The organism is Rhodococcus sp. 14-2483-1-2, from assembly GCF_002259405.1.
GTDB lineage: Bacteria > Actinomycetota > Actinomycetes > Mycobacteriales > Mycobacteriaceae > Rhodococcoides.
In genome coordinates, this window is the sequence record NZ_NPFW01000022.1 from 17713 (window position 1) to 39113 (window position 21401).

22 protein-coding genes and 1 tRNA gene are annotated in these 21401 nt (G+C 62.5%); 7 read left to right on the forward strand and 16 right to left on the reverse strand.

Features of this window, described 5'->3' with window-relative positions; all coding sequences use genetic code 11:
- Positions 1 to 47: 47 nt before the first annotated feature.
- Together CH295_RS21215 and CH295_RS21220 are read left to right on the forward strand one after the other, a co-directional pair.
- Positions 48 to 121: transfer RNA gene (locus tag CH295_RS21215), tRNA-Pro, on the forward strand.
- Positions 122 to 484: 363 nt separating this feature from the next.
- Positions 485 to 907 carry a phosphate acetyltransferase gene (locus CH295_RS21220; RefSeq protein ID WP_094634476.1) on the forward strand — a complete coding sequence of 141 codons (423 nt, stop codon included), beginning with the start codon at positions 485 to 487 and terminating at the stop codon, positions 905 to 907.
- Positions 908 to 954: 47 nt separating this feature from the next.
- Here the strand turns inward: CH295_RS21220 and hydA are convergent, their stop codons facing one another.
- The 4 genes from hydA to CH295_RS21240 are packed head-to-tail and all read right to left on the reverse strand — an operon-like array spanning position 955 to position 4840.
- Entirely contained in the window at positions 955 to 2370 is a 1416-nt protein-coding gene (hydA, locus tag CH295_RS21225) for a dihydropyrimidinase (protein WP_252342127.1), read from the reverse strand.
- Positions 2340 to 2726 carry an allophanate hydrolase-related protein gene (locus tag CH295_RS21230; RefSeq protein WP_094741874.1) on the reverse strand — a complete coding sequence of 129 codons (387 nt, stop codon included), beginning with the start codon at positions 2724 to 2726 and terminating at the stop codon, positions 2340 to 2342. Before CH295_RS21230 ends, hydA begins: the two co-directional genes overlap by 31 nt.
- Before the next feature lie 13 nt (positions 2727 to 2739).
- On the reverse strand, positions 2740 to 3888 hold the full coding sequence (locus tag CH295_RS21235; protein ID WP_094741875.1) for an NAD(P)/FAD-dependent oxidoreductase: 1149 nt from the start codon (positions 3886 to 3888) through the stop codon (positions 2740 to 2742).
- On the reverse strand, positions 3878 to 4840 hold the full coding sequence (locus tag CH295_RS21240) for a dihydrodipicolinate synthase family protein (RefSeq protein WP_094741876.1): 963 nt from the start codon (positions 4838 to 4840) through the stop codon (positions 3878 to 3880). The genes CH295_RS21235 and CH295_RS21240 overlap by 11 nt, the downstream gene beginning before the upstream one ends.
- A gap of 172 nt (positions 4841 to 5012) precedes the next feature.
- Here CH295_RS21240 and CH295_RS21245 point away from each other — a divergent pair, with 172 nt between their 5' ends.
- The 4 genes from CH295_RS21245 (at position 5013) to CH295_RS21260 (ending at position 8662) form a co-directional block, all read left to right on the forward strand.
- The gene (locus CH295_RS21245) at positions 5013 to 6017 is read left to right on the forward strand and encodes a LacI family DNA-binding transcriptional regulator (RefSeq protein ID WP_037189949.1); all 1005 of its coding nucleotides are present in this window, start codon (positions 5013 to 5015) and stop codon (positions 6015 to 6017) included.
- Positions 6018 to 6245: 228 nt separating this feature from the next.
- Positions 6246 to 7106: an ABC transporter substrate-binding protein gene (locus CH295_RS21250; RefSeq protein ID WP_037189208.1), complete on the forward strand. Its 861-nt coding sequence runs from the start codon at positions 6246 to 6248 to the stop codon at positions 7104 to 7106.
- 30 nt (positions 7107 to 7136) lie between these two features.
- Positions 7137 to 7877, forward strand: a complete 741-nt coding sequence (locus CH295_RS21255) for an amino acid ABC transporter permease (RefSeq protein WP_094634473.1) — start codon at positions 7137 to 7139, stop codon at positions 7875 to 7877.
- A gap of 53 nt (positions 7878 to 7930) precedes the next feature.
- Complete coding sequence (locus CH295_RS21260) at positions 7931 to 8662, forward strand: amino acid ABC transporter ATP-binding protein (protein ID WP_288143195.1); 732 nt, start codon at positions 7931 to 7933, stop codon at positions 8660 to 8662.
- Between the two features lie 59 nt (positions 8663 to 8721).
- Here the strand turns inward: CH295_RS21260 and CH295_RS21265 are convergent, their stop codons facing one another.
- The 9 genes from CH295_RS21265 to CH295_RS21305 all read right to left on the reverse strand — a co-directional run bounded on the left by CH295_RS21265 (position 8722) and on the right by CH295_RS21305 (position 17263).
- Positions 8722 to 9690, reverse strand: coding sequence for a sugar kinase (locus CH295_RS21265; RefSeq protein WP_252342128.1), 969 nt, complete (start codon positions 9688 to 9690; stop codon positions 8722 to 8724).
- A complete protein-coding gene (locus CH295_RS21270) occupies positions 9687 to 10334 on the reverse strand; it encodes a bifunctional 4-hydroxy-2-oxoglutarate aldolase/2-dehydro-3-deoxy-phosphogluconate aldolase (protein WP_094741877.1) in 648 nt (215 codons plus the stop codon). Before CH295_RS21270 ends, CH295_RS21265 begins: the two co-directional genes overlap by 4 nt.
- A complete protein-coding gene (locus tag CH295_RS21275) occupies positions 10331 to 11830 on the reverse strand; it encodes a mannitol dehydrogenase family protein (RefSeq protein ID WP_252342129.1) in 1500 nt (499 codons plus the stop codon). The genes CH295_RS21270 and CH295_RS21275 overlap by 4 nt, the downstream gene beginning before the upstream one ends.
- Positions 11827 to 13044, reverse strand: coding sequence for a D-mannonate dehydratase ManD (gene manD / locus CH295_RS21280; protein WP_094741878.1), 1218 nt, complete (start codon positions 13042 to 13044; stop codon positions 11827 to 11829). The genes CH295_RS21275 and manD overlap by 4 nt, the downstream gene beginning before the upstream one ends.
- Positions 13045 to 13082: 38 nt before the next feature.
- The gene (locus CH295_RS21285) at positions 13083 to 13805 is read right to left on the reverse strand and encodes an amino acid ABC transporter ATP-binding protein (RefSeq protein WP_037189953.1); all 723 of its coding nucleotides are present in this window, start codon (positions 13803 to 13805) and stop codon (positions 13083 to 13085) included.
- Positions 13806 to 13873: 68 nt separating this feature from the next.
- Positions 13874 to 14671, reverse strand: a complete 798-nt coding sequence (locus tag CH295_RS21290) for an amino acid ABC transporter permease (RefSeq protein WP_094741879.1) — start codon at positions 14669 to 14671, stop codon at positions 13874 to 13876.
- Positions 14671 to 15318: an amino acid ABC transporter permease gene (locus CH295_RS21295; RefSeq protein WP_037189213.1), complete on the reverse strand. Its 648-nt coding sequence runs from the start codon at positions 15316 to 15318 to the stop codon at positions 14671 to 14673. Before CH295_RS21295 ends, CH295_RS21290 begins: the two co-directional genes overlap by 1 nt.
- Positions 15319 to 15352: 34 nt before the next feature.
- On the reverse strand, positions 15353 to 16138 hold the full coding sequence (locus CH295_RS21300) for a transporter substrate-binding domain-containing protein (protein ID WP_212556200.1): 786 nt from the start codon (positions 16136 to 16138) through the stop codon (positions 15353 to 15355).
- A 99-nt stretch (positions 16139 to 16237) separates the two neighbouring features.
- The gene (locus tag CH295_RS21305) at positions 16238 to 17263 is read right to left on the reverse strand and encodes a LacI family DNA-binding transcriptional regulator (protein WP_094741880.1); all 1026 of its coding nucleotides are present in this window, start codon (positions 17261 to 17263) and stop codon (positions 16238 to 16240) included.
- A gap of 194 nt (positions 17264 to 17457) precedes the next feature.
- Here CH295_RS21305 and CH295_RS21310 point away from each other — a divergent pair, with 194 nt between their 5' ends.
- Positions 17458 to 17922, forward strand: a complete 465-nt coding sequence (locus tag CH295_RS21310; protein WP_037189215.1) for an SRPBCC family protein — start codon at positions 17458 to 17460, stop codon at positions 17920 to 17922.
- A 33-nt stretch (positions 17923 to 17955) separates the two neighbouring features.
- Here CH295_RS21310 and CH295_RS21315 read toward each other — a convergent pair whose 3' ends face one another.
- The 3 genes from CH295_RS21315 to CH295_RS21325 all read right to left on the reverse strand — a co-directional run bounded on the left by CH295_RS21315 (position 17956) and on the right by CH295_RS21325 (position 21350).
- Entirely contained in the window at positions 17956 to 18528 is a 573-nt protein-coding gene (locus CH295_RS21315) for a hypothetical protein (RefSeq protein WP_141217066.1), read from the reverse strand.
- Positions 18528 to 20456, reverse strand: a complete 1929-nt coding sequence (locus CH295_RS21320) for a DEAD/DEAH box helicase (protein ID WP_252342130.1) — start codon at positions 20454 to 20456, stop codon at positions 18528 to 18530. Before CH295_RS21320 ends, CH295_RS21315 begins: the two co-directional genes overlap by 1 nt.
- A 75-nt stretch (positions 20457 to 20531) precedes the next feature.
- Complete coding sequence (locus CH295_RS21325; protein WP_094741882.1) at positions 20532 to 21350, reverse strand: Fpg/Nei family DNA glycosylase; 819 nt, start codon at positions 21348 to 21350, stop codon at positions 20532 to 20534.
- Between the last annotated feature and the right edge of the window lie 51 nt (positions 21351 to 21401).

Sequence of the window (21401 nt, forward strand, 5' to 3'; positions counted from 1 at the left end):
CAGGGGTAGGGCTGGGGTAATCTCAGCAAGCGCCTTTCGAGGCGCGGCGGGCTGTGGCGCAGCTTGGTAGCGCACTTGACTGGGGGTCAAGTGGTCGCAGGTTCAAATCCTGTCAGCCCGACACATTGCAGGTCGAAGACGGTTTCGGAGAAATCCGGGGCCGTCTTTTTCGTCTGTATGCCGCGTGACTGTCACCACCCGGGCTGTGACGGTGAGCGGTGCCGATGTGGCCAGATGCTCTCGTGCGGCAGCGGATGCGCAGTCGACGAATGCGAGCGTGAAGACGGCCACGACTACATCGGTGGAAGTTGCAGGTGGTGCGGGCAACCGTTCGGGGAACTCCGCCTCGTCAGCGGCCCATGACATCGCCGGCAGGCATTTGGACCGTGCGGTCGGTCAGGTTGACCCCCGAGCGGTACGGGTGTCAATACTCTCCAGTCGGGTGCTGGTTCGAGAGGTCACTGCTCTAGGGCATCATGGGCCTATGAGCGATCCCGAATACCTCGCCACTTTGCTTTCTGCGATCGATGCGGAGATCGCGCGAATCTCTGCCGCCGAATCGGGCTCCGACGAACAGGCATCGGCTATCGACGACGCGGCCGATGCCGTCTTCCGGTTGCGCGAGAAGGTCAAGGCCGGCTACTCCGGCAAGAAGGCCTACTACCTCGCGGCGTCGACCGATCCGAAGGGGATCAGGGTCGAGGGCATTTCTGCCCTGCACGGCAAACGTGCCCACGAACTGGTCCGAGACGGTGGATGGATGCACGCGGACTCCAGCACCGTCCTCGACGCGCTCGATGACGATCAGATCAGTCGATATCACGCCATCGCGGGACGTGGGGTCGCGCAGACGTTTCGAGACGCACGTGAATACCTGGCGGCGGCAGTAGCTCTCGCCGACAAGTAGTCCGAAGTAGCACCACGTCGAGGCAGCCGACGGTAGAAGTCCGGGCCTCACATGCTGAATGCTCCGCTGAAGTCGAGTGGCGCCGCCTCGAGGTGGCGTCCGCGGGGAGTGACGTCGACGAGTTCGCCGTCGTGGACAACAATCTCGCCCCCCACGATCATGGTGACCGGCTTTCCCCGAAGTCGATGCCCCTCGTAGGGGGTGTAGTCGGTCGCCATGTGCAGCGTTTCGGTGGTCACCGTCCATTCCAGTTCGGGATCCCAGATCGCGATGTCGGCGTCGGACCCCGGCATCAGTGATCCCTTGCGTGGATAGAGGCCATTGGTGCGTGCTGGATTAGCCGAGGTCAACTCCACGAATCTGCTTGCCGTCAGACCCAATCCGTCGACGTAGTGCGAGTAGATCACCGGAAGGCGCGTCTCGACTCCGGGGAGTCCGTTGGGCATATGACGCACGTCGTGGCTGTGCACCTGCTTCTGTGCGGTGTCGTAGCAGCAATGGTCGGAACCGATGGTGGTGATGTGCCCGGTGAACAGGTGACGCCCCAGTTCCTCGACCACCTCGGCCGAGCGCAGCGGTGGGCAGCAGACGAAACGTTCGGGTTGTTCACCCGCGTAGGCCGAGTCGTCGAGGATCAGATGGTGGGCGACCGATTCGGTGAAGGCGACGAGCCCTCGTTTGCGGGCGTCCGCGACCAATTCGACTGCAGCCGGAGTCGACTGGTGCACGAAATAGACCGGCGCATTCTGTGATTCGGCGATCGCGAGAATGGCGGCCACCGAGGCAGTCTCGGCGAGCTCCGGCCGCGTCTGCGACATGTGTGCTGCATCGACTCCGCCCGACACGGCTGCGAGGTTCTGCGCATCGGTGACGATAGCGTCCGACTCGCAGTGGATGATGACCATTCCGCCGAGATCGCGAGTGGCCTGCATCGTGTTGAGGATGGTGTGTTCGTTCGCCATCGTCTCACCGGCATAGGTGGTGAACATCTTGACCGTCCGAATGCCGGCGTCCGCCAGAGTCTTCAACTGGTCGGCGGTGGTGGCGGTCCACTCGACGACGCAGGCGTGCAGAGCCGAATCGCACAGTCCGCTCGACGCTTTCGCTCGTTGCACCTCGGCGGCGTCCAACGGCTGTTGACCGGGACGTGGGATAGCGAAGTCGATGATCGTGGTGGTGCCGCCGAACACGGCCGCCGTCGTGCACTCGAGGTACGAGTCGAGAGAGGTGAATTCACCGGAGGTGAACCCGACGTGGCAGTGCGGATCGACTCCACCCGGCATGACCAGTTTCCCGGTTGCGTCGATGACCTCCGCTGCCGCGTCGACCTCGCTCCCTGGGGTGAGCACCGCGACGACTCTGCCGTCGTCGATGAGCAGGTCTGCCGGAGCGGCCCAATGGGATTCGACGACCGTTCCGCCGCGCACGACCTTCATCGTGTGCTCGCGAGGTAGGTCAGCCATCCGCCGCGGTCACTGATGTCGGTGACGCCCGCGGCCGAAAGGTAGCTCTCGCGCATTCGCATCGACAGGGAGCCCGAGCCATCCGCCAACTCGATGACCCCGAGTTCGAGTTCACTCGGCTCTCTGGGAAGGAGCTCGTCGCGCAATACGTCGTACTCGACCTCGTACAGCTCGCCCGGTACCACGAATCCATCGGTTGCGACCGGGTGCAAACCGGGGAATTCGTCGCGCACGGAAAAGAATCGGTATTTCGGTGCGGTATCGACTTTCCCCACGAATCGCGCCTTGTGCAACGCGTCGTTCAGGGTGCCGCCGGACATCGCCTGTCCGTTGACGAACATCGTGACCAGTGCCATGCGAAGCCTTCTTTCAGTGAGTCCGGAGCCGGACGAGACGGTTCGGGGAGAACGCTGATACGTCGACGTCGGGTTCGGTGCCGTGTACCAGGTCCGAGAGAATGTGCCCCCACAACGGGGCGAACGTGAAGGAGTAGGTGCCGCCTGCCACGAAAAGTCCCGGGGTTCCGGCGAGTTCGCCGATGACCGGCATTTCGTCGGGTGTGGTGACCACGGGCCCGGTCCAGGTATCGAGAAGCGCATTGTGGCCCAGCGCAGGCAGAAGCCGTCGGACCTGCTCCAGGTTTCCTGTGGTGCTGTCGGATCTGCTCGGGGCCGTCTCGCTGTCGTGGAACGCACCTGCAGGCCAACCGCCGCCGAGGACGAGGCGTCCCGTTCGATTCTGCTTGATCGACATTCCCTCCCCGACGTGCTGTACCAGCACTTCGAGTGTCCGAGGTGCGGCATCGAGCGAGTGCATCTGCAACGAGGTCGGGACGAGATCGAGCGATACCCCTGCCAGAGCCGCGATCGGAGCCATCCACGGCCCTGCAACGTCTATCACCACGGGTGCAATCCACGTTCCACCGTTGGTAGTTACTGTCCAGACATCACCGTCGCGGGTCAATCCAGTGACCGGTGTCGACGGATGTACAGACGCTCCTTCGGCCGCGGCCTGCCGCAACAGGGCAGGACCGGCGAGGTCGGGTTCGGCGAATCCGTCCCACGGACACCAGGTTGCGGCCTGAATGCTCGGGCCGAGCAACGGTAGCGCCTGCCGAGCCTCGTCGCCGCTCAGTACCTCCGTCGGGATCCCCGCAGCTCGTTCCCATCGGTGCTTCGCGATGAGGGCGTGGACCTGCTCCTCGGTTTCGGCCACCATGAACCCGCCGCACCGGTTCAGCCCGAGACCGGGCACCGTCTCGTCCAGTGTGTTCCACAGCGTGCTCGTCGACTTCTGCAGTGGAAGCAGTTGTTCGACGTCGACGGCTGTGCCCTGCCCAGGCCTGCGCGTGTGAATGGTCTGGATGTGCAGGTTGCCTGCAGTCGTACCGGAGCCGGCGGTGTTGGGTAGGGTGCGATCGAGCACAGCAACGCGGGATCCCGCGCGGGTGAGGGCGAGAGCCGTTGCTGCACCGACGATTCCGGCTCCGATGACAACGACGTCGACCTCAGACCGCATGAACGGCTCCTACGGTCGCGTAGGCATCGTCGATACCCGATTCGACGATGACCGATTGCAGCGCGGCAAGCGTGTCGGCGTCGGTGACCGGCAGTAACGGTTCGCGCACGGTACCTCCCGGCTGGCCGAGAAGGTTCATCACGGCCTTCAGTTGGGGGATGGGGGAGGCGTACACGCCGCTGTAGTCCGAGGCGATGAGCCGGCCCGAGAACGCGCGATAGCGATCGACCCACATGCGTGCGGTGTCGGCGTCACGTGCAGCGACGGCCTCGTAGAACGGCACCGCAAAGGGCGCGCCCACCCCGCCGCCGTCGATGTTGCCGTCCCCGCCCAGTTCGAGCAGCGTGGCAAGGCCACGTCGATGCAGGAAACTCCCGAATACACGGACGCGATCGGACACGGCCTCGACGGTGTCGAGCATGGCGAGCCAATCACCGGTGCTGTCTTTGATCGCGACGACGTTCTCCAGGTCGGCCAGTCGAGAGAACAGGTCGGGTGAGGTCCCCATGTCGACCGCAACGCCTCGTGGCCAGTTGTAGGCCATGAACGGCAACGATGTTGCGGTGCTGACGCTTCGGTAGTACTGATAGGTCTCTTCCGCCGAGGTGTGTACGTAGGGCGGAGGCGTTGCCAGTATGCCGTCTGCGCCGACGGAAGCAGCGTGCTTCGCGAGCGCGGAGGACTGCGCAGCTGTGTACGCACTGACACCGATCACTACAGGGAAGCGGCCCGCGACTGCATCGATCGACGCTTCCGCGACGGTCTTTCGTTCGTGGTCGCTCTGGCTGCACCATTCGCCTGTGCTGCCGTTCACGAGCACACCGTGAACACCCGTCTGCGCGTAGAGATTCATCAGGTCGAAAATTGCCTCGGTGTCGACGTCACCCGACTGCGTGAACGGTGTGGGGGCAGCGGGCCAGTAACCGGACCACGCGACATCATCGCGATTCATGGGAGTGCCTTTCGGGCTCGGGACGATCGACGACGCGTCGTACCCGCATTTGTGGGATCGATTGCATAGACTGCCTTCGGGGTGGTCGAGTCGTCAAGCCGGAAACGTACTTGTAACGCGACCACGGTCGAATGTGTTTGTCCGAGGCGTGAAGCAAGAGAACGGAGAACCGATGGCGGTCACCTTGATCGACGTTGCGAGCGCTGCTGGGGTTTCGCGCAGCACGGCATCACGCGCATTGAGTGGATCGTCACTGATCTCCGCGGAGACACGGGCAGCGGTCGAGGATGCGGCCCGCGTTCTCGGGTATCGGCCGAACAGGGCTGCGAGCGCGCTGCGCTCGAACAGGTCGCACTTGATCGGTCTGGTCATGAACAACCTGCTCAACGCGACCTTTCACACTGTCGCCGAGGTCGTCCAGAAGAGGGCGGCAGCCAGCGGATTTCAGGTCCTGCTCTGCATCACCGATGCCGATCCGGCGCGCGAGGACGACGTACTGGCCATGCTGGGCGAGCACGGCGTCGACGGAACCATCGTGATCGGCAGCGGTCGAAGTGCGGCGGCGTCGAATGCGCTTCTGGAGCAGGGCCGCGCGGTGGTCAACCTGATCCGTTCGGTAAAGGGGAGTTCGGCGTCGACGGTGCTGGCAGACGACGTCACGGGTGCTCGCGATGCGACAGCGCATCTGATCGAGCTCGGGCACAGTCGTATCGGCTATATCGGTGGAAACGAGGATGCGACGTCCGGACGTGAGCGCTACGAGGGTTATCGACTGGCGCTGGCCGACGCAGGTGTTCCGGTCGACGAGACGATCGTCCGGAAAGGTCCGTTCACCACGGAATTCGGTGCCGAAGCGATCAACTCGTTACTGGATGCACCCCAGGCAATGACTGCTCTGTACGCGGCCAACCACGAGGCTGTCTTCGGCATCCTGCCCACGCTCGTCGGCAGAGGTGTGTCGGTACCGGACGAGTTGTCGATGATCTGCCACGAGGACATGCCGTGGCTCGCGATGTGGCAGCCGGCAATCACAGTCGTCGACAACGGCGCGGCCCAATTGGCCAACGTGGCCATGGACTTGTTGTTCCAGCAGATCAAGGACTCACTCGAACCCGACGGGCGTACGTATCGAATCGGTGCTCGTCTGGTGGAGCGGGCGTCGTGTGCCGCACTGTGATCGACGTTCTCGGATCGCAGGAACGGGGAGCGCGATCACGTGCGAACGGTTAACAGTTGATGTACCGCGTGTCGGCAGTGTTAACCGCGTTGACGCCTCCGAATTCGTCTGCGACGCTTGATGCAATCGATCCCAAAGGATCGACCCTTCTCGAATCACTCCGTCATCATCGCTGCCGCCCCGTCCTCGAACGTGTAGTGCTGCAGTCGATATCGAAAGGCTCGCTCAATGCGCAAGTTAACAGGACTCGCCGCTATCGCTGTTGTGGTGGCCGGCCTCACTGCCTGTAGTTCCTCGGACGATTCCGCAGCCGCGCCGACGGATTGCACACCCACGCTCGGTGCTTCGGACCTCGCCGAAGAAGGCGTACTGACGATGGCCACCAACGCGACTCTTCCGCCGATGCAGTACGTCGATCCGAACGGCGACGTGATCGGCATGCGCGTCGACCTCGGTAAGGAGATCGCCAAGCGCCTGTGTCTGACGCCGAAGTTCGTCAACATCGAGTTCGAGGCACAGATTCCCGGTGTGCAGGCCGGCCGCTGGGACATGATCGACACCGGCATGTTCTACACGCCTGCACGTGCCGAGACCATCGATCTCGTTCCGTACGAGGTGCAGGCAGTCTCGATCTCGGTGCCGTCGGGCAACCCCGAATCGATCTCCAGCGTGGACGACCTGGCGGGCAAGACCATCGGGGTCGAAGCGCCCGGATACGAATTCGACACGCTGACCGCCATGGCCGAGCAATTCGCGGCCGAGGGAAAGCCGGCGCTGACGGTGCAGACGTTCAAAACCAATGCCGATGCCTATCAGGCGCTTTCGGCGGGACAGCTCGACGGCACCTCCATCGTCGAGTCGGTCACGTCGTTCTACCAGGAAGACGGACGCTTCGAGACAGCCGTCGGTGGAATCAACGAGGCACCCCTGGCAATGGGATTCGCCAAGGGCAGCAAATCCTCCGCTGAGGTGGCGCGAGTGCTGTCGGAGATGAGGAGCGATGGATATCTGCCCGAGCTGTTCGAGCAGTACGACGTCACTGGATACGACGGCGATATTGCCGTCAGCACCGGTCCTCTCGACAGCTGATCCGACCAACGCAAGTCGAAAGGCACCCCCATGTGGTCCTGGGACGCATTCTTCTCCATCCTGACGAGCACTCAGCTGCTCGAAGGCGCGTGGGTCACGATCTGGCTCACCGTGGTCAGCATGATCCTCGGACTCGCTCTCGCAGTGGTGGTGGCCTCCGCGCGATCATCCAAGCTCGTGCCCCTGCGGATAGTCGCCGGGTTCTACGTGTGGCTGATGCGCGGCACGCCTCTACTGGTGCAGCTGGTGATCATCTACACCGGACTGCCTCAGGTCGGCATCAAACTGGGTGTGATCGAGGCGGCACTCGTGGGCCTGGTTCTCAACGAAGCCGCATACCTGTCGGAAATAGTCCGTTCCGGGTTGCTGTCGGTTCCCACCGGACAGACGGAAGCGGCACGGGCCCTGGGCATGTCACCCACGAAGGTCTTCCGCGTGGTGGTTCTTCCACAGGCGCTGCGGGTGATGATTCCTCCACTCGGCAACAGCTTCAACGGGTTGCTCAAGACCACAACTCTGGTGTCGGTCATTTCCGTACAGGAACTGCTGCGACGCACACAGTTCTTGGTGCAGGTGAATTTCCGAGTGCTGGAAGGGCTCTGCGCGGCAGCGTTGTACTTCCTGGTGCTGACGACTCTGTGGGGGTTGATTCAGAAGATGATCGAAGTACGAGTAGGGCGTGGATACGACCGCAATTACCGCCGTAAGGGCGGCCCGTCGAGTCCGAAGATCGACGACAGCGCGATGAAAGCCGAGGCCGTGAACCGATGACGAGTGCGACATCTGCGACCACGAAGACCACGACGATGGTCGAGGTCAGGAATATGACGAAGGCCTACAACGATCTCGTCGTTCTCGACGACATCGATTTCACGGTGGACAAGGGGGAAGTGGTCCTGCTCCTCGGGCCGTCGGGAAGTGGAAAGAGCACCTTGCTACGCACGCTCAACTGCCTCGAAACGATCGAATCCGGGACCGTCCGAGTATGCGGCGAGATGATGGGCTTCTCGGAAGGGGCCAAGCGAACGCCGCTGTCGGAGGCACAGATCGCCAAGCAGCGGCACCACACAGGAATGGTGTTCCAGAGCTTCAACCTGTTTCCCATGATGACGGCGCTGGACAACGTCGCATCGGGTCCACGTCATGTCCTAGGCACGCAGAAGGACAAGGCGCGCAGGCAAGCTCAGGAACTGCTCGACCTCGTCGGCCTTGCGGACAAGGGGGAGAACTACCCATCGCAACTGTCCGGTGGACAGCAGCAACGCGTGGCGATCGCCCGAGCGTTGGCGATGAAGCCCGAAGTGATGCTGTTCGACGAGCCCACGTCTGCCCTCGATCCCGAGATGGTCAACGAAGTGCTCGACGTCATGCTTCGATTACGCGACGAGGGCATGACGATGGTGGTGGTCAGCCACGAAATGGGCTTCGCGAAAGCGGCCGCAGACAGGGTCGTCTTCATGAGCGACGGGAAGATCGTGGAAGAGGCACCTCCCGGCGAGTTCTTCGACAGTCCCAAAAGCGCTCGTACACAACAATTCTTGAGTCGCATTCTCTGACGGTTGTGCAGTCGCGTGGAAGCCGACAACGAGGAACTGCTCGACCGTCGATCACCCGTTCATCGGATGACGGGTTCGCACCCCTCGAGCAGATCGAGCTCACTTCGTCGCGGTAACCCCTCCCAGTCCCCACGGGCCAGACATGCGAAGGCTCCGGTCCGCACGGCGGTGCGCAGCCGCTGTGCGGCATCGTGGCCGTCGATCAACTCGGCGAGGTAGCCCGCGACGAATGCATCGCCCGCTCCTACGGTGTCGACGGGATCGATCGAGATCGCATCCTGTCGGTAGGTCTCGCCATCGATGATCGCGTGGGCACCGTCGGCGCCGCGCTTGATGACCACCTGCGAGGGGCCGAACTCGGCGAGCCCTCGGGCCAGTGATTCCGGGTCGTCGGCGTGAGCGGGCCCGAGCACGAGTGCAGCTTCGTCCTCGCCCGCGAACACGACGTCGACGAAGGGGAGTATGTCTCGATAGACCTGGGCAGCAACGTCGCTCGACCAGAGAGCGCTGCGATAGTTCACGTCGAATGACACGCGCACACCGCTGTCGCGAGTCCGAGCGATCACCTGACGCCAGGTCTCGGAGGCTTGCGCCGACAGGGCAGGAGTTATCCCGGTGACGTGCAACAGGGCTGCGCCCGACACGATGTCGGAGTCGACGTCGTCGGGGGTGATCCGTGATGCCGCGCTGTGTGCGCGATAGTAGGTCACCCGCTGCATGGAGGGCGTTCTGAGTTCTTTGACCATGACGCCGGTAGGAGCAGTGCAGTCCTCGGGCGCGACGACGTGGACGCCCTCGGCTCTGATCTCTCTGCGTACCAACTCACCCGGTGCATCGGAGCCGAGCCTGCTGCACCAGACTGCCGAAGTACCCAGCCGTTGCAGTCCGATCGCGACGTTGGACTCGGCCCCGCCGATTCCCACTGCCACGTTTCCGGCATGGGCGAACGGTCCTGGATGTTCGCTGCGGAACAGCGCCATGGTTTCGCCGAAGGTCACGACGTAGGGAGCGGACAGTCGCGACCTCACAGTGCCGCCGCCTCATCCACGACACGGCGTATTTCTTCGGCACGCCTTGTCAATTCACGGATGTCTCCACCGGAGAACGCGTCGCCGAGCAGAGGCCCGCCCATGCTCACCGCCACCGCGCCTGCTCGAATCCACGCGGCCGCCTCGGCGATGCCCACTCCTCCCGAGGGAATGACTTCGATATCGGGAAATGGTCCACGTAGGTCGGCAACATAGTTCGCACCGACCTTCGAAGCAGGGAAGACCTTCACTGCGGTGGCACCTGCCGTCCAGCCGCGATGTAGTTCGGTCGGAGTCAACCCGCCAGGAAACACCGGCACCCCTCGATCGATCGCGATGTCGATGATCGGTGTCTCGGTGATCGGTGTGACCAGGTACGCGGCACCTGCATCGATGGCCTCGCTCGCCTGGTCGGGTGTTGTCACGGTGCCCACACCGAGTTCGGCGTCTGAACCGAATCGCTGCAGTAGCTTCGGCAACTCGTCGATGACGCCGTGGGTGCTCAGGGTCAGTTCGATGCTCACAACCCCACCGGCGATCAGTGCCTCCACGACCGGCGCGTACTCGGTGGCAGATTTTGCACGTAGGACAGCTACGACGCGGGTCTGGCGAAGTAGCGCCGACGGCTCGCTCCTGCGGTTCATCGATCACCTTTCAATGCTTCGGACGTCGCTGCGTCGATTCCGTGTCCGACGATGACATCGATCAACTCGCCGGTTCGTTCGACGAACGGGACCCAGTCGGCGATGTCGTCACCGAGCAACCGCCGGTCGGTGAGAACGCCCCTCGCCATCTGCGCACCTGATGTGCTTCGCGATGCAAGCTGGGAAAGCCATCCTCGCGCCGGATCCTGCATGGCGGTCGCATGAGGTCCTGGATCGAAGCCGTCGATCGGGGCCAGGCAGCTCAAGTACGCCGCTGTGGTCAAAGCCATCAAGTGGGGAGTCCGCCCGGCCTCACGGAACATCATCGCTGGTTCCGGAATACGTTCTCGCAGTTTGACCGAACCGTCGGACCCCACCTGCTGTGTACGGTGCCCCAACGCCGTGTTGCTCCATCTGACGAACAGTTGTTCCTCGTACAGGTCAGGATCTATGCCATCGGGAACGTCCACGCTCGGTAGATACTCGTCCCGCAGTATCGTGTGCGCGGCCCGTTCGACGAAGCTCTGTGCAACCGACTCCGGTATCGTCGCCGCGCCCGACAGGGCACCCAAATACGCTATGAGCGAATGAGTTCCGTTCAACAGTCGTACTTTCAGCTGTTCGTACCGGCCGACTTGGTCCGAGAACACTGCACCGCCGGCTTCCCACGCCGGCCGACCGGCGGCGAAGTTGTCCTCCAGAATCCACATGCTGAACGGTTCGGCAGCCACGGGTATCGAGTCCTCGAAACCCATGTCGCGCGAGAGGTTCGACCGATGAGCGTCGGTGGTGGCGGGGACTATTCGGTCGACCATCGTGGAGGGAAACGCCACGTTCTGCTCGATCCACGTCGAGAGCTCACCTGATTCGGAGCCCGGCAGCTGGGCTGCGAACTCCAGCACCAGTCTTCGAGTGTGCTCACCGTTGTCGTTCAGGTTGTCGCAGCTCAGGACCGTCACAGGCGTGTTGTGCGCGACGCGCCCCTGCAATCCGCGGACGATCAAGCCGATGGTGGATCTCGGTGCACCGCCGGCAAGATCATGAGCGATATCAGGGTGGTCGAGTTGCAGACCCTTGATGGCAGGGCTGTACGTGTACCCGTTCTCGGTCACAGTCAAGGACACGATCTTCGTGGTCCGATCCGAGATCGCAGCGACGACGTCGTCCGGTTCCCGAGCGGCCACAAGCGCGCCGGTATGAACCGAAGGAACGCTGTAGGTCGCGCCCGCGGGCGAGATTTCCGCCACCGAGTACCTCAGGTCCTGCGCGCGCAAGGCATCGGCTACCGTTCCGGATCTACTTGCGACGCCCAGGATGCCCCAGGCACCGTCCTGATGCGCGAGTGCTGCCTCGGTGTACACGGCTTGATGCGCCCGGTGGAAGTTACCGAGACCGAGGTGGACGATGCCTCGTTCCGGTGGACGGTTTCTACCCGTTGACGACGGTGGGGCCGTGGCAGCCGACAAACGGGGCAACGGAGTACGAATGATCGTCACCAGTCCTTCACCGAACCGTCGAGATTACGTGCGACCGGCAGATACGCGCGTTCGTACGGAAAGCGTTCGGCGGCAGCCTCGTCCACCTCGACGCCGAGGCCGGGTGCATCGCCTGGATGTAGGTAGCCGTCGTCGTAGGTGTAGCTCGGGCGGAACACCTCGGAGACCTGTTCGGGATAACCCATGAATTCCTGTATCGCGAAATTGGTGGTGGCCAGACCCAGGTGCAACGACGCGGACAGGTTGATCGGAGACACATCCGACGGACCGTGCGGCGCACCCATGACCTGAAAGATCTCTGCGAGAGCGAATATCTTGCGGACGTGCGAAATGCCACCCGCGTGCACGATCGCAGTCCTGATGTAGTCGATGAGACGCTCGGTGATCAATTGCTGGCAGTCCCAGACGGTGTTGAACACCTCGCCGATCGCCAGTGGAACCGTCGTGTGCGCCCGGACCGTGCGGAGCAGCTGTTGATTCTCGGCGGGCATCACGTCTTCGAGCCAGAACAGGTTCACCGCTTCGAGGGCTTTGCCGAGTCGCGCTGCCTCGGTGGGATTGAGCCGATGGTGGACGTCGTGCAGCAGGTGCAACTCGGGTCCGACCGCCTCGCGTACGGCCGCCAACATGTCCGGTGCGTGTCGGAGGTACGCGGCGGTGTCCCACTGCTCCTCGACAGGGCCGACGCCGCGCCCCGCGGGTTCGTAACTTGCCGAACCACGAGTGACGCCGTACACCTTGTCCAGACCGGGGACGCCGAATTGCACACGGACAGCACGGAACCCCTCGTCTCGGCGCTTGTTCACCGATTCGAGAAGCTCGGGCAGGTCCCAACCGGTGGCGTGCGTGTAGGTCAGAACACGGTCGCGCGCAGCACCACCGAGGAGCTGATAGACCGGCATGTCGGCGGCTTTGCCCTTGATGTCCCACAGGGCCAGATCCACCGCCCCGATGGCGGCCATCGTGACCGGTCCGCGACGCCAGTAGGCACCACGGTAGAGGTACTGCCAGGTGTCCTCGATGCGCTCGGCGTCGCGACCGATCAAGAACGGCGCGAGATGATCGCGAAGGTAACTGGCAACAGCGAGCTCCCGGCCGTTGACCGTGGCATCGCCCCACCCGATCAGACCGTCGTCGGTCGTCAACTTCAGAGTGACGTAGTTTCGTCCAGGACTGGTGACGATGACGCGGGCGTCGACTATTTTTCGAGTCATATTGTGAGAAGGCTCATTTCAGTGATGCGGGTGAGATGTCAGAGCACTTTGGCGAGAAACTCGCGTGCTCGATCGGTCTTGCAGTCCGTGAAGAACACGTCGGGCGTGCTCTCTTCGACGATTCTCCCGTCTGCCATGAAGATGATCCGATCGGCAGCGGTCTGCGCGAATTTCATCTCGTGCGTGACCACCACCATCGTCATGCCTCCCTTGGTCAGTTCGACGATGACGTCGAGGACCTCCTTGATCATCTCGGGATCGAGAGCCGACGTCGGTTCGTCGAACAGCATCACCTTGGGGTTCATCGCGAGAGCCCGCGCTATGGCGACACGTTGTTGCTGGCCACCCGAGAGCTGAGCGGGGCGTTTGTCTGCTTGAGATTCGACTCCGACACGGGTGAGGAGATCCATTGCGTGCGTACGGGCTTCACCGGCGTCGACGCCTCGAGCTTGAACCGGACCGAGCATGACGTTCTCGAGTACCGTCATGTGTGCGAACAGGTTGAACTGTTGAAACACCATTCCGACTTCCGAGCGCAGCCGGGCGAGTTCGGCGCTCTCCTCGGGCAGCGGCACACCGTCGATCTCGATGACGCCACCGTCGATCGGCTCCAATCGATTCATGGTTCGACACAGGGTCGACTTGCCGGAACCGGAGGGCCCCAGAATGACGACGACCTCACCGGTCGAGACCTCGAGATCTATATCGGCCAACGCCTGATGGCTGCCGAACCACTTCTGAACTCCTTTGACCGAAATCATCGTTCCGGCCTCCCGCAAGGATGCACCTTGCTCATGATCGGAACCCTTGTGTTCTACGAAAGTCATTGTCAGTGAAGCCTTTCACTCAATATGTTCGACAGTCGACCCAGAATGAGGCACAGCAGCACGTACAGAGCAGCCACGGCGACGAAGACCGGTGCTGCGTACTCTCCGCCGAGATATTCGATCGCGAGTTCTCCAGTGAGCAGCAGATCGGTGTAGCCGATCACGAAACCGAGCGACGACGCTTTGGTGACGCGCACCATCTCGCTGACGAGACTGGGCAGAATCTGCCGTACGACCTGGGGGAGTAGGACAAATCGGAGCGTCTTGACGGTGCGCAGCCCCACTGCCATCGCAGCTTCGCTCTGGCCGCGAGGGAGGGCGTGGAATCCACCGCGGAACACCTCGGCCATGGACGTGCTCTCCCAGAGTACGAGTCCGATGACCAACGCCCAGAAGGTGCTGATGTTGAAACCGGTGGCCGCCGGCACACCCAGGTAGATGAAGAAGACCAGGAGCAGTTCCGGCAGTCCGCGCAGTGTCTGAACCCAGATCCGGGCAGGGACATTGACCATCGGATTCGACGACATCTGCGCAAGCGCGAGCAGCAGACCGAAGAACAGTGACAGCACCACCGTGAACAGGGCGACCTGCAGGGTGGCGAGTACACCGCGGAGCAGCGCCGCGGCGAGGTCGGCGCGACCGAGTACCGACCATATCTCGGGGTCGAACAGGTCCGCGTTGTTCAGGACTATTGCCGCCAGGGCGACCACCGCGACGATGGGGATGGCCCCGCCTGCGGTCCACGCCCGGATCCGGCGCAGTTCCCTTGGTCCTGGTTGCTCGAAAAGTGTTGTAGTCATCAGGAAGTGAACGCAACCTTTCGTTCCACGGCGGCCGCGAGAAGTCCGGCCGGAACAGTTATTGCCGAGTACAGCAGTGCGGTGAACAGCATCAGTGCGATCACGGCCGAATCGTTGGTATTGATGAGTTGCAGCATTGCGCCGAACAATTCGGTCACGCCGAAGACGCCGGCAATTGCGGTCACCTTGACGAGTGCGATCGTCGTATTGATCAGTGGTGGAACGGAGTTACGTAGTCCTTGAGGCAACACGATCAACCGAAGCGTCTGCGCCTTGCGTAGCCCGATGGCGCGTGATGCTTCGAGTTGGCCCTGGCCGATGGCATTGATACCGGAACGGACTGCGTCGCAGTAGTAGGCCGAGAAGTACAACGTGATGCCGATGGTGGCAAGTGCGAAGAACGACAGACGTACGCCGAGCAGGGGGAGTATGAAGATGGTGAAGAACAGATGCGCTGCGGCGGGAATGTTCCGCATGAGTCCGACATAGATGCCGCTGATTCTCTGTAGTAGCGGGATGGGCGAGATCGCGAAAGACGCGAGCACCAATCCGGCCGCCATGGACATCAGTCCCGAGATCACCACCAGGAGAACGGTATTGACGAACCCTTCCCAGAAGACGTCGATATTGTCGATGATTGCGTTCATGTCGAGTAGGTCCTTTCCCGAATCGGTCCGGGCATCAGCAGCTGGTCATGGATTCGGGGGCGACTGGGGCCTTCAGGCCGGAGGCACCCATATGGCGGTCCCAGAGTTCCTCGATGGTGCCGTCGTCGAAAGCCTGCGTCAGCTGTTCGTTGAAGTACTCGCACAGGTCGCTGCGATCGTCGGCCAAACCGATACCCCACTTCTCACCGTCGCCGTACGTCATGGGCGCAAGAGCGAACTCGTCCGGTTTGTCGACCACGAATCCCGCAAGCAGCGGTGCGGTCGAGTCGATGGCATCGACGGTGCCTTGTTCGAGTGCCCGGACGCAGTTCGTCAGAGTGTTGAACTCGGAGATCTCCGCCTGCGGGATGAACTCCGCCACGCGTGGTTGTCCCTGGCTGCCCTGTAGCACACACACTTTGGTGCCTGCAGGAACATCCTGGAGCGACTTGATGCGTTCGGCGTCGTCCTTTCTGACCATCAACTGAGGGGCCGTGTCGAGGTAAGGTCCGGAGATCGAGATGGCCTCTTCGCGCGCTGGAGTGATGGCTAGGGCTGTGGCGAACAGGTCCACCTTCCCCTGCTTCAGAAAGGGAATTCGGTTGGCGGCGGTGGTGTGAACCCATTCGATGTCATCGCTGGACACGCCCAAGGATTCGACGAGCAACACCGCCAGATCGATGTTGAACCCTTCCCAGTCGTGCTGAAGGTTCAGCTCGGCCAAACCAGGTTGGTTCGGTGACGCGCCCACCTTGATTTTCGGTGCCGCCGCCAACTCGGCCATGGTCGAGCCCTCGGGAAAATCATTGGGACGGTCCACGGTCGAGCTACCGCACGCGGTCATCCCGAGAATCGTGACCACGGCAGCCGTGAAAACGGCACACTTCGATCGATGAAACATGATTGTTCGTCTCTTTCTTCAACGAGAGGTTGACGCGCTGCGTTCGATTTCGCGCGCGCTGCGAGCAGATCGGGGTGCGGATTCCGGCGGTCGGGCCGTCGACCCACGGACGATGAGCTGGGATCGCAATCGAACCGAGCCCTCACGCCATGGCTTTCCGTCGATTTGGTCCATGATGAGCCCGATGCTCAGGGACCCGCTGCTCTCGATGTCGACCATCACCGTGGTCAGACCGGGATCCGATGCTGCTGCGACATCGACGTTGTCGATACCGACGATGCTGATGTCGGTCGGGCACCGATAGCCGAGGGAACGGATTCCGGCTTGAACTCCCATGGCGACCATGTCGTTGTACGCGACTACCGCCGTTGCGCCACTTGCCGCCACAGCCGCGGCCGCGGCCAACCCACCGTGCACGTCCGCCGATTGGTTGCCGACGACCGCAAGGTCGAACCCTCGCTCGGACGACAGGTCGGACAGGATTTGCGCGCGCGTGCGGTTGGCCCACGAGGCCGCCGGGCCAGGAACGTAGACGAAAGACTGGTGCCCGAGAGACTGTAGATGTTCTGCAGCTTGACGCAGACCCTGCTCGACATCCATCAAGATAACGGGAGAGCCGTTCGACTCGCCGTTGACGACGACGAGTGGGGTCGAACCGATCGCCCGGGCCACGTCCGCTGGGTTCGATCGGGGAGAGCACAGAATCACCGCGTCGGCTTCTCGGCCGACCGTGTCGAGCAACTCGATCTCGCGTGCCGGATCCTCGGCGGTGTCGGCAAGAAGCATGCGGTGACGACCCGGCCACAGCTTTTCCTGGATTGCCCGCAACATTCTCGCGTACACGGCGTTCGACACGTCGGGAACCAGGACGAGGATGGTGCGCGCCCTCGTCGGTGCCGGTGCGTCGTAGCCGATCCGGCGAGCGGCTTCCAATACCCGCTGTCGAGTGTGCGGGGCCAGCAGGTCGACCGAAGTGAACGCTCGCGAGGCAGTCGCCATGGAGACTCCGGCCTCGATGGCAACGTCCTTCAACTTTGCGACCACGGTTCCTCATTTCGGTCCTGTTGCGTACATCTCAACCCGAGCTGTGTGTAACCACTTTCACACGACGTTCAGGTTGTTGCAATAGGTTGCAAAAAGTTTCAGAAAACGCTCGAATGCAGGGGGACTGCAACATCGGCGTCGCGTCTTCCGTGGCTCGGCGATTGAAGGTGGCGAGTTCTGGGCAAGCGGTAGGCATGACAGAGAACACCAAGGTCACAGTCGAACGCACCATCGAAGCGCCCGTCGACGCAGTTTTCGATGTGCTGTCCAACCCCGAGCGTCATCAGGCTCTCGACGGATCCGGGTTCGTCCGGAGCGTGGACCACGCCGACCGCATTCAGAAGGTCGGCGAGAAGTTCACGATGAACATGCAGGGCGATCACATGGGAGGCGAGTACCAAACCGACAACCATGTCAGCGGTTACATCAAGGACAAGCTGCTCGCATGGAAGACGGCACCCGCAGGCAACGAGCCTCCCGGCTGGGAGTGGCTGTGGGAGTTGGAGTCTCAGGGTCCCAACGAGACGTTGGTGCGCCACACCTACGACTGGTCGAAGGTGACGGACAAAAAGCTTCTGCAGCAGATCAAGTTCCCGCTGGTCACCGAGGACCAGCTGAACGACACACTCGCTCGGCTGGCAGTCGAAGCGACTTCCTGACCAGCGGACTGGTCTGAGTCGCACAGTCTCGGCTCAGCCGAAAAACGATGTGGCATCGACACTTTCTATCGGCATCCAACGCCGTGGAAAGTCCGTCGACACGGTTGTAGCCGACAGATCGACTCCACGGACGGCCAATGCCGACGTCGGCATCTGATCGACGATCAGACTGACGGCGTAGGTAGCGGCCGTCACGTGGAGACACGGATCGATTCTTCTGGAGCACGTGCAGGACGTTTCGGTTACGTTCGGGACCGGCGACAGTGCGCTCGCTACGAGTTCGGCGTGGACCTCGTCGGGGAGGTCTCCGCTGGCTACGGCCCCGCGCGTGTGGCGGGCGAGGATGCGCAGCACCAACTTCCGTTCGCCCGCTCCATACCGGGGGAGGGAGATCACGGCGGTCTCGACCTTCTTGCCCGTTGACACGACGCAGCGAAACTCTCCGATCTTGCTGGGGTCCACTGCAACTGCGTCGTTGCGCACCAGGCTTCGTGCTCGCGGGAGCATCGGGTTCGGCCGGGTGACGGCGATGGGTTCGACTCGCCTGATCCAGTCTTTCCCCCAGGGCGTCGACCCGAAGGCGGCAGGCTGCGGTGTTGTGGCCATCAGCGCGTCACCGCCCGCAGCGACAGCGTTTCTCGCAATGTCGAGTCGTCGAGCGCCGCCAGAGCCGACTCGTTGTTGCTCTCGGTCAATCCGGCGATCGCCTTCTTCCGGGTATGGAGTGAAGCGATATGCTCCTCCAGTGTCCCCTCCGTCGTCAGTGCCATGACCGTCACCCCGGACTTCTGCCCGATACGGTGAACTCGGTCTGTGGCCTGCGCCTCGACGGCGGGGTTCCACCACCTGTCGTAGTGAATCACCGTGCTGGCACGGGTGAGATTGAGGCCGTACCCCGCCGCCCTCAGGCTGAGGACCATGACGGGGGATCGGTCGCTGTTCTGAAATTCGTCGACCATCCTGTCGCGCTCGCCCACGTCGAGCCCGCCGTGAAAGAACGGAATCGGGGCTCCGGTGATGTCTGCGAGATGCTGCGCCAGGATTTCTCCGGTCCGGCGGTACTGGGTGAAGACGAGCGCAGCCTGCGACGATTCGGCAAGTTCTTCGATGATCTCGGTAAGCCTGTCGAGTTTGCCCGAGCGATCGGCCAACCGAGACAAGTCGCCGTTGACGAGCCCAGGATGGTTGCAGATCAGTTTGAGTGAGGTCAATAGGGCCAACACTGCTGTTCCACGGCCGCGGTTGGTGCCGAACCCGGTATCGAATGCTTCTTCGACGGCCGAATTGTAGAGTGCTACTTGCTCACTCGAAATCGGACACAAGACATCGATGTGCTGCTTCGGCGGTAGATCCGTGGCAACTTCGGCCTTCGTCCGGCGAAGGACGACCGGCGCGATGGCGCTCGACAATTGTGCGAGTGCGGCCGCCGAGCCTTCCTGCTCGATCGGTGCCGAGAATCGTCGGGTGAACCGAGCCCGGGTTCCGAGCAAACCGGGGTTGGTGAGATCGATCAAGGCCCAGAGTTCGTCCATGCGGTTCTCGACGGGTGTACCGGTCAGGGCGATGCGTGTGGTGGCATCGAGCCGACGCGCCGCCCGCGCTATTTTGGTCCGGGAGTTCTTCATGACGTGCGCCTCATCGAAGAACACTGTGTTCCAGGATATTTCACACAATCGTTCGGTATCGATGCGCAGAGTGGGGTACCCGGTGACTGTCACCGAGCCTGCGTCGGCGCATTCCTCGAGGGTGCGGGACGGCCCGCGGTATACGTTGACGACCAATTCGCCGTCGGAAAAATTCTCGATTTCTCGCCGCCAGTTGCTGATCAACGACGTCGGGCACACAACCAGGTAGTTTCCTTCGCCTCGACGCGCGCCGACGATCATGTGCGAAATGGCCTGGAGCGTTTTGCCCAGCCCCATCTCGTCGGCGAGGATTCCGCCGCCTCCCACCTCGTGAACGGTCGGCATCCAGGCCGCACCGTGCACTTGATAGGGCCTGGGCGTGAAGGCCGACGCATGCTCGATCAGATGGTTCTGCAGGTGCAGGCTGGCGCGGAGTGCCTCAGCGGCACCGTGTGCTGTGAACATGCTCGACCCGCCGGTGTTGGGAACTGCGTGCGCCGCAGGCGGGAGTGCATCGACGAGAGCTCGGGGAATCCCACTCACGTCGGGGTTGTCCTCGACGTGGTTCAGGATCGCCAACCATCCGCGAGCAGATGGACCTGTCGCAGAGCGGGCTGCGGTTCGGAGCTCGCCGGCGTTCGCTGCCACGAGTTGCGCGCCTACGGTACGAACGGCAACGGTTCCGTCCGCGCCGGGAAGCGCGAGCTCGATGGGGGTGGACTCTCCTTCGAGTGTCGCCTCCGGGGTGCTGTGCCAGACGGCGAAACAATGACGGTGAGGCAGATAGGTGACGTGAGGAGCTGGGTCTGTGTCGGCGGTCGAAAGCATGCACCCTCCGGCGAAGTCGGCAGCCTCGGTGACGTCCGAAGCTGCCAACACCGTACGCCGTCCGGTGTAGTTGTGCCGCATCCAGGATTCGCTTGACTTTATCGAAAAATGCTGTCCTACAGCGCGATCGAGCACCGTCCCACGCACTGGACGAGATCAGGATTGCTCGCGAGAACACCACCAGGTCGTGCGTCCGCCCACCGTTCCGCGTGTCATCGGGGCACCACATCGAGGGCACGCCGCATCCGTTTTTCGGAAGGGGATGATCTCGCCGGTGTGCACGCCGCCTTTCTTCGTCGCTGATCTGATCGCACGACGCAGAACGACGCGAAGGTCGTCGAGCTCCTCTGTCGTGAGTGTCTTGGCTCGCCTGGACGGGGATTGCTCGCTCTGCCACAGCACCTCGTCGGCCAATAGATTGCCGACCCCCGCTATCGCCGCTTGGTCGAGCAGCCTCGCTTTGAGAGGTGCACCGCTGGAACCGATTCGGTGACGGAAGTCGTCTCGCGTGATCTCCGCAGCGTCCGGACCGAGAGCGTCGATATCGGGTTCGAGTCGAACCCGGCCGAGGCGGCGCTTGTCGAAGAGTCGGAGGTGCCCACCGTCGTCGAACGTCATGGAGAACCGCGTCCACTCCGGCTTGTCGGTCGGACGCTCACCGACATGTGGATCGCCGCCTCCGTACTGCGAGGTCCGCTCACCGTCGGGAGCGGTGACGATGACGCGTCCGCCCATGCCCAGGTGAATGCCCAGAGTCGGGCCGCTCGAGCCGTCTGCCGTGACGGTTTCGCACCACATCGCCTTGCCTCGTCGACGCGCTTCGGTGAGCTTCCCGCCCGTCAGTGCGCGGGCGATATCGCCCGGCATGTGTGGTCGGCACTCGAACGTGTCGGTGTCATCGATGTCCACGATGACGCGACCGAGAGCTTTCTCGACGACCTGTCGGGCGTTTTCGACTTCGGGTAGTTCCGGCATGCATCCGGTGTACCCAATTCGTGGGCACTATGCGCGGTCGGTCGATCCGAG

Excerpts from the sequence above, each read along its gene's own strand:
- CH295_RS21220 (WP_094634476.1), top strand. The coding sequence starts at position 485 with ATGAGCGATCCCGAATACCTCGCCACTTTGCTTTCTGCGATCGATGCG.
- hydA (WP_252342127.1), bottom strand. The coding sequence starts at position 2,370 with ATGGCTGACCTACCTCGCGAGCACACGATGAAGGTCGTGCGCGGCGGA.
- CH295_RS21230 (WP_094741874.1), bottom strand. The coding sequence starts at position 2,726 with ATGGCACTGGTCACGATGTTCGTCAACGGACAGGCGATGTCCGGCGGC.
- CH295_RS21235 (WP_094741875.1), bottom strand. The coding sequence starts at position 3,888 with ATGCGGTCTGAGGTCGACGTCGTTGTCATCGGAGCCGGAATCGTCGGT.
- CH295_RS21240 (WP_094741876.1), bottom strand. The coding sequence starts at position 4,840 with ATGAATCGCGATGATGTCGCGTGGTCCGGTTACTGGCCCGCTGCCCCC.
- CH295_RS21245 (WP_037189949.1), top strand. The coding sequence starts at position 5,013 with ATGGCGGTCACCTTGATCGACGTTGCGAGCGCTGCTGGGGTTTCGCGC.
- CH295_RS21250 (WP_037189208.1), top strand. The coding sequence starts at position 6,246 with ATGCGCAAGTTAACAGGACTCGCCGCTATCGCTGTTGTGGTGGCCGGC.
- CH295_RS21255 (WP_094634473.1), top strand. The coding sequence starts at position 7,137 with ATGTGGTCCTGGGACGCATTCTTCTCCATCCTGACGAGCACTCAGCTG.
- CH295_RS21260 (WP_288143195.1), top strand. The coding sequence starts at position 7,931 with ATGACGAAGGCCTACAACGATCTCGTCGTTCTCGACGACATCGATTTC.
- CH295_RS21270 (WP_094741877.1), bottom strand. The coding sequence starts at position 10,334 with ATGAACCGCAGGAGCGAGCCGTCGGCGCTACTTCGCCAGACCCGCGTC.
- manD (WP_094741878.1), bottom strand. The coding sequence starts at position 13,044 with ATGACTCGAAAAATAGTCGACGCCCGCGTCATCGTCACCAGTCCTGGA.
- CH295_RS21285 (WP_037189953.1), bottom strand. The coding sequence starts at position 13,805 with ATGATTTCGGTCAAAGGAGTTCAGAAGTGGTTCGGCAGCCATCAGGCG.
- CH295_RS21290 (WP_094741879.1), bottom strand. The coding sequence starts at position 14,671 with ATGACTACAACACTTTTCGAGCAACCAGGACCAAGGGAACTGCGCCGG.
- CH295_RS21295 (WP_037189213.1), bottom strand. The coding sequence starts at position 15,318 with ATGAACGCAATCATCGACAATATCGACGTCTTCTGGGAAGGGTTCGTC.
- CH295_RS21310 (WP_037189215.1), top strand. The coding sequence starts at position 17,458 with ATGACAGAGAACACCAAGGTCACAGTCGAACGCACCATCGAAGCGCCC.
- CH295_RS21315 (WP_141217066.1), bottom strand. The coding sequence starts at position 18,528 with ATGGCCACAACACCGCAGCCTGCCGCCTTCGGGTCGACGCCCTGGGGG.
- CH295_RS21320 (WP_252342130.1), bottom strand. The coding sequence starts at position 20,456 with ATGCGGCACAACTACACCGGACGGCGTACGGTGTTGGCAGCTTCGGAC.
- CH295_RS21325 (WP_094741882.1), bottom strand. The coding sequence starts at position 21,350 with ATGCCGGAACTACCCGAAGTCGAAAACGCCCGACAGGTCGTCGAGAAA.